Raw genomic sequence first — 6,442 nt, forward strand, 5'->3', positions numbered from 1 at the left:
TCAGTCAAAGTTGATGTCGACTGATACACCGCATTCGCGAGCAAGCCCGCTCCCACATTTGGTTTGTGTCGCTCGCTTTTAAGCGGTACGCCAGGTGATCTCTTCCTCACCATCGGCGCTGATGCGAATCCAGCGATCCGCCGCTTCTTCACTTTCTTCCTCGACCCACGTACCCGGCGCGCAACGTACTTCGACGTTCAGCGCGGCGAAGGCTGAACGGGCGCAGGCGATGTCGTCTTCCCACGGAGTTTCGTCACTTTCCAGGTACAGGCTGTTCCATTTTCCTACAGCCTTGGGTAACCAGGTCACCGGCACGTTGCCGGCCTTGCACTTGAAGGTCTGGCCTTTCTGCACCCAGTCGCTGCACGGGCCCAGCGCGGCGCCGAGCCAGGCGGCGATGGTCTTGTGGTCGACGTCGGCGTCTTTCAGGTAAATCTCGATATCGGGCTGGCGCATGGATGTCCTCGTTGCGTGTCTGAAAAATCCATTCGCGGATTTAGCCGGCCTTGAACCTTCGTCCAGGGCCAAATTGTCGGGTTATTGAAGAACGAAATAATCGTAGCGCATCGAGACCGTGACCTCGAACGGCTCGGCCTGCTCGATCACCGCGGCCCGGCGCTCGGCACTGGCGCGCCAGCCGTGGGGCGTCATGGCCAGTAGATTCGCCCGGTCCTGACCGCTGGTTAGCGTCAGTTTGAATTCCAGCTTTTCGCTGTGGGCCAGCGCCATGCCTTCGGGCACCAGGGCCAGATGCTTGTCGTCGGTGTATTCGCGGACTTCGTCGTACAGCCGCTCGCGCAATTCCATCAGGTGGCCGCTGGTCGGTCCGACTTTCATCAGGCCGCCGCCAGGGCTGAGCAGGCGCTTGGCTTCTTCCCAATCCAGCGGGCTGAACACGCTGGCCAGGAACTGGCAGCTGCCCGAGGCCAGCGGCACCCGGGCCATGCTGGCGATCAACCAGGTCAGTTTCGGATTGCGTTTGCAGGCGCGTTTGACCGCTTCCCGGGAAATGTCCAGGGCGTAGCCATCGGCATCCGGCAGGGCCTCGGCGATTTGCGCGGTGTAGTAACCCTCGCCACAGCCGATGTCGACCCAGCGTGCCGGCGCGTAACCGGCCGCCAGCTCCGCCAGACGCCTGGCGACCGGCGCATAGTGCCCGGCATTGAGGAAGTCGCGACGGGCTTCGACCATCGCCTGGTTATCCCCAGGGTCACGGCTGTTCTTGTGCTGCACCGGCAACAGGTTCAGGTAACCCTGACGCGCACGGTCGAACCGATGCCCGGCGGGGCAGACCACGCCGTTGTCCACCGCATTGAGCGGCTCGCTGCAGATCGGGCAAGCCAGCATCAGGCGAGCAACTTTACGAGGGTCTGGTAGTAGATCTCGGTCAGCACGTCGAGGTCGGCGGCCAGTACGCGCTCGTTGACCTGGTGGATGGTGGCGTTGACCGGGCCCAGCTCGACCACCTGGGTACCCATGGTGGCGATGAAGCGACCGTCGGAGGTGCCGCCGCTGGTGGAGGCCTTGGTCTCGCGGCCGGTGATGGTCTTGATGCTCGACGACACCGCGTCGAGCAGCGCGCCCGGTTCGGTGAGGAACGGCAGGCCGGACAACGCCCAGTCGATGTGCCAGTCCAGGCCATGTTTATCGAGGATGTCGGCGACGCGCTTCTGCAGGCCTTCGACGGTGGACTCGGTGGAGAAGCGGAAGTTGAACACCGCCACCAGGTCACCGGGAATCACGTTGGTCGCGCCGGTGCCGGAATTGACGTTGGAGATCTGGAAGCTGGTCGGCGGGAAGAAATCGTTGCCGTGGTCCCAATGCTCGGCGGCCAGTTCGGCCAGGGCCGGGGCGGCGAGGTGGATAGGGTTCTTCGCCAGGTGCGGGTAGGCCACGTGACCTTGCACACCGCGTACGGTCAGTTTGGCGCCGAGGGAACCGCGACGGCCGTTCTTGACCACGTCACCGACCAGCGAAGTGCTCGACGGTTCGCCGACGATGCACCAGTCCAGACGCTCCTTGCGCGCCGCGAGACGCTCAACCACCGCCTTGGTGCCGTGGTGTGCCGGGCCTTCCTCGTCGCTGGTGATCAGAAAGGCGACCTTGCCCTTGTGATCCGGGTAGTCGGCGACGAAACGCTCGGCCGCCACAGTCATGGACGCCAGGCTGCCTTTCATGTCCGCCGCGCCACGGCCGCAGAGCATACCGTGTTCATCGATGACTGCGTTGAACGGGTCGATCTGCCAGGCGGTCACGGGACCGGTCGGCACCACGTCGGTGTGGCCAGCGAAGCACAGCACAGGGCCGTCGTGCTTGCCGTGAGTAGCCCAGAAGTTATCCACATCTTCGATACGCATCGGTTCCAGTGCAAAACCGGCATCGCCCAGGCGCTGCATCATCTGCTTCTGGCAATCGGCGTCGACCGGCGTCACGGACGGACGGCGGATCAGGTCGATGGCGAGTTGGAGGGTCGGCGAAAGGTCGGCGTGGGCCGTCATGGAAAAAACTCCGGAAGATCGTTGTAGGAGCGAGGCTCGCCCGCGAAGAACGATGATGAGGTGTATCTGTTACACCGAGTCGCTTCGTTCGCGGGCAAGCCTCGCTCCTACAGGGAATGTGGGGGGGCAGGACCCCGCAAAATGGCGGTTATCTTAAAGCAAAACGGCGACCATAGGCCGCCGTTTAGTACATCGGTGAAGATTTACAGCGCCGGCGCCGTTTCCACTTCGGCTGCGGGTTTGGGCAGCGAAGACAGGAACGCCATGATCAGCGCCGCGAGGTAGGGCAGCGACTGCACCAGCAGCATGGTCACCCAGAAACGCATGTCGTTGCTCGGCATGCCGTTGACCAGGAAGATCCCCAGCGCCGCGCCCCACAGCAGAAGCATGATGAACAGCTCTTCGCGTGCTTCGGAAATCGCCACCCAGAAGCCGTGGTTATCGGCGTTCTTCGGGGTGCGGAAAAACGGAATGCTGCTGGTGAAGAAACCGTACAGCACCGCCTTGGCGATGGTGTGCGACAACGCCAGGCCAGCCAGGGCCGCGCAGAACGCATCCTTGAGGTTCACGCCGACGGCGCGACGGTAAAGGAAGATGATCTTGCCGACCTTGAACACGAACAGCGCCAGCGGCGGGATCGCGAAAATCAGCAGCGGCGGATCGACCCGCTGCGGCACGATGATCATCGCCGCCGACCACAACAGCGCGCCGATGGTGAAGAAGATGTTCATGCCGTCCGCCACCCACGGCAGCCAGCCCGCGAGGAAGTGGTAACGCTGGCCGCGGGTCAGCTCGGTGTCCTTGCCGCGCAGCAAGCTGCGGGTGTGACGCTTGATGATCTGGATCGCGCCATAGGCCCAGCGGAAACGCTGTTTCTTGAAGTCGATGAAGGTATCGGGCATCAGGCCCTTACCGTAGCTGTCGTGGTAGTACGCCGCCGACAGGCCTTTCTCGAACACCCGCAGGCCCAACTCGGCGTCTTCGCAGATGCACCAGTCGGCCCAGCCCAGCTCTTCGAGCACCGAGCGACGGGTCATGGTCATGGTGCCGTGCTGAATGATCGCGTCACGGTCGTTGCGCGTCACCATGCCGATATGGAAGAAGCCCTTGTATTCGGCGTAGCAGAGCTTCTTGAAGGTGCTTTCGTTCTGGTCGCGGTAGTCCTGCGGCGACTGCACCACGGCGATCTTCGGATCGGCGAAGTGCGGCACCATGTGCTTGAGCCAGTTGGGGTGCACGCAGTAGTCGGAATCGATCACCGCGATCACTTCGGCATCCTTGGCGGTGTGCGGAATCAGGTAGTTCAGCGCGCCGCCCTTGAAGCCGGCCAGTGGCGCGACGTGGAAGAACTTGAAGCGCGGGCCCAAGGTGGCGCAATAGTCGCGCACCGGTTCCCAGACCGCCGGGTCCTTGGTGTTGTTGTCGATGATCAGGACTTCGAAGTCCGGATAGTCGAGGTTGGCCAGGGCATTGAGGGTCTGTTTGACCATCTCCGGCGGCTCGTTGTAGCACGGCACATGGATCGAGACTTTCGGGCGATAGGTCGAATCACCCACCACCGGCAGGAATTCCCGGCGGCGCTTGTGAATCCACACCGCCTCGGCCAGTTCGTGGGCCTCGGTGAGCAACACGATGAATACCCCCAGCGCACCGAGCGCCAGGAGGAAACCCACTGTCAGGCTGAACCAGGTGCTGTATTGCAGGCTGTAGTCGTAACCGATCCACACCAGCACCGAACCACACAGGAACGCGATGAAGGTCAGGAAGGTACGGCCACGCTGGCGCAGGGCCGAGCCGTCGATCATCAGCAGGGTCAGTGACAGCAGCGCCAGCACCACGGAACCGACGGCCAGCACTCGCCATTGCGGAATCGCCACGACCGGGCCTTCGAAGTTGAATTTCTGCTGGCGGGCGGCGTTGAACACGCCCCAGTAGGCGCCCACCGAACCTTCGTCACTGGCCTTCCACGGCTGGTCGAAGGCTTCGATCACGAAGTAGTTGAAGCCCTGGCGGTTGAGCTTGTTGACCAGCGTACGCAGATAGATCGCCTGATCGGCGGGCGACGCATCGGCGCCACCGCGCATGCGGCCGTTGCTCGGCCAGCCCACTTCGGAAAGCAGCAACGGCTTTTTCGGGAACATCTTCTTCAGATCGCGAGCGCGATCGAGGACAAACTGCCCGGCCTTGTCCATCGGGATGAACTCCCAGTAGGGCAGGACGTGGGCGGCGATCAGGTCGACGTGCTTGGCCAGTTCCGGGTGTTCTTCCCAGACGTGCCACTGCTCGGACGTGGTCACCGGCACCTTCACGGCCGCGCGGACTCGATCGAGGATGACACTGAGGTCTTTGGCGGTGATTTCCTTGCGGAAGATCGCTTCGTTGCCGACCACCACACGAACCACGCTGCGCGAGGTATTGGCCAGTTCGATGGCGCGGGCGATTTCCCGCTCGTTGCGTTCCTGATCCGGGCTGATCCAGATCCCCAGGGTCACCCGCAGGCCGAATTCTTCCGCCAGTTTCGGGATGTCTTCCAGGGTGCCGTCGACCGAGTAGGTACGGATGTTGTCCGTCAGCTTGCTCATGATTTCCAGGTCGCGGCGCATCTGATCGTCAGTCGGATACTGCTCCTTCTGTGGGAATTGGCCTTGCTGGAACGGCGAATAGGAGAAGCCGGAGATCTGCTCGGGCCAATTGGGGGCGGTGACCGGGCGATTGATCAACGCCCAGAAGCCGGTAAACAAGGCCGCGATGGCGAGCACCACGACCAGGTTGAGTCCAAATTTACGGGATGACATAGCTATTTCAGGTTCCAAAGGCTGTGGAACGACGGAACGGGATCGGTGGACGGTTGCCCTGCAAAAGGGCGCGCATCCTACACCGGCAGTTCACTGAGCGTACATCCGACAGAGAAATGCCCGGCATTGGGCAATCCAAGTTGGTTTAAGTTCTTTCGTTAGAGCCTGTAGGGCGAATCTTCGTTCGATGCGCATGAAATGAAACTGGAAAGTCCTCCGTTCATAGCGCAAAGATGCTCTTGGACGCCGACGGCCCTATAATGCGCGCCGGTTTTTGAGGTGATGGTCATGAGTACAGAAGATCCGCGGTTTGCTGGCATCGCCCGTTTGTACGGGATCGAAGGGCTGGAACGCCTGCGCGCGGCCCATGTGGCCATCGTCGGCGTCGGCGGAGTCGGTTCCTGGGCGGCGGAAGCCATGGCCCGCAGCGGTGTGGGCGAGATATCCCTGTTCGACCTGGACGACGTCTGCGTCAGCAACGCCAATCGCCAGTTGCACGCGCTGGACAGCACCGTCGGCAAACCCAAGGTCGAAGTCATGGCCGAGCGCCTGCGCGGGATCAACCCGGATTGCAAGGTGCATGCGGTCGCCGATTTCGTGACCCGCGATACCATGGCCGAGTACATCACGCCCAACATCGACTGCGTGATCGACTGCATCGACAGCGTCAACGCCAAGGCGGCGCTGATCGCCTGGTGCAAGCGGCGCAAGATCCAGATCATTACCACTGGCGGCGCGGGCGGGCAGATCGACCCGACGCTGATCCAGGTCTGCGACCTGAACCGCACCTTCAACGACCCGCTGGCCTCGAAAGTGCGCTCCACCTTGCGCCGCGACTACGGCTTCTCCCGCACCGTGACCCGCCATTACAGCGTGCCATGCGTGTTCTCCACCGAACAGCTGCGCTATCCGAAACCGGACGGAAGCATTTGCTTGCAGAAGAGTTTTGTCGGAGATGGCGTGAAGCTGGACTGCGCCGGGGGATTTGGCGCGGTGATGATGGTCACGGCGACGTTCGGCATGGTTGCGGCGACCAAGGCTGTGGACAAGATCGTGGCGGGCGTGCGGCGTCCGTCGGATCGCATCAAACCCCAAGCCTGATACGGTTTCCCTTGTACGAGCGAGGCTTGCCCGCGAAGGCGTCCTCAA

5 protein-coding genes are annotated in these 6,442 nt (G+C 62.3%); 1 reads left to right on the forward strand and 4 read right to left on the reverse strand.

Translation table 11 applies throughout. The annotated features are described in order from the left end of the window. Positions 1 to 78: 78 nt before the first annotated feature. The 4 genes from ACW9JE_RS27465 to ACW9JE_RS27480 all read right to left on the reverse strand — a co-directional run bounded on the left by ACW9JE_RS27465 (position 79) and on the right by ACW9JE_RS27480 (position 5,293). Positions 79 to 456 carry a hypothetical protein gene (locus tag ACW9JE_RS27465; RefSeq protein WP_457434547.1) on the reverse strand — a complete coding sequence of 126 codons (378 nt, stop codon included), beginning with the start codon at positions 454 to 456 and terminating at the stop codon, positions 79 to 81. 81 nt (positions 457 to 537) lie between these two features. Continuing rightward, positions 538 to 1,347: a putative RNA methyltransferase gene (locus tag ACW9JE_RS27470; protein ID WP_457434548.1), complete on the reverse strand. Its 810-nt coding sequence runs from the start codon at positions 1,345 to 1,347 to the stop codon at positions 538 to 540. After that, the gene (gene dapE, locus ACW9JE_RS27475; protein ID WP_224541860.1) at positions 1,347 to 2,498 is read right to left on the reverse strand and encodes a succinyl-diaminopimelate desuccinylase; all 1,152 of its coding nucleotides are present in this window, start codon (positions 2,496 to 2,498) and stop codon (positions 1,347 to 1,349) included. Before dapE ends, ACW9JE_RS27470 begins: the two co-directional genes overlap by 1 nt. A 203-nt stretch (positions 2,499 to 2,701) precedes the next feature. Continuing rightward, complete coding sequence (locus ACW9JE_RS27480) at positions 2,702 to 5,293, reverse strand: glycosyltransferase (RefSeq protein WP_457434549.1); 2,592 nt, start codon at positions 5,291 to 5,293, stop codon at positions 2,702 to 2,704. Positions 5,294 to 5,575: 282 nt separating this feature from the next. On the opposite strand from ACW9JE_RS27480, the gene tcdA reads away from it, so the two are divergent. Beyond that, on the forward strand, positions 5,576 to 6,394 hold the full coding sequence (tcdA, locus tag ACW9JE_RS27485) for a tRNA cyclic N6-threonylcarbamoyladenosine(37) synthase TcdA (RefSeq protein WP_457434550.1): 819 nt from the start codon (positions 5,576 to 5,578) through the stop codon (positions 6,392 to 6,394). Positions 6,395 to 6,442: the final 48 nt, after the last annotated feature.

This window comes from Pseudomonas sp. SDO55104_S430, assembly GCF_054070595.1.

Coding starts and splice junctions, on each gene's coding strand:
- dapE (WP_224541860.1), bottom strand. CDS start 2,498: ATGACGGCCCACGCCGACCTTTCGCCGACCCTCCAACTCGCCATCGAC.
- ACW9JE_RS27480 (WP_457434549.1), bottom strand. CDS start 5,293: ATGTCATCCCGTAAATTTGGACTCAACCTGGTCGTGGTGCTCGCCATC.
- ACW9JE_RS27470 (WP_457434548.1), bottom strand. CDS start 1,347: ATGCTGGCTTGCCCGATCTGCAGCGAGCCGCTCAATGCGGTGGACAAC.
- ACW9JE_RS27465 (WP_457434547.1), bottom strand. CDS start 456: ATGCGCCAGCCCGATATCGAGATTTACCTGAAAGACGCCGACGTCGAC.
- tcdA (WP_457434550.1), top strand. CDS start 5,576: ATGGTCATGAGTACAGAAGATCCGCGGTTTGCTGGCATCGCCCGTTTG.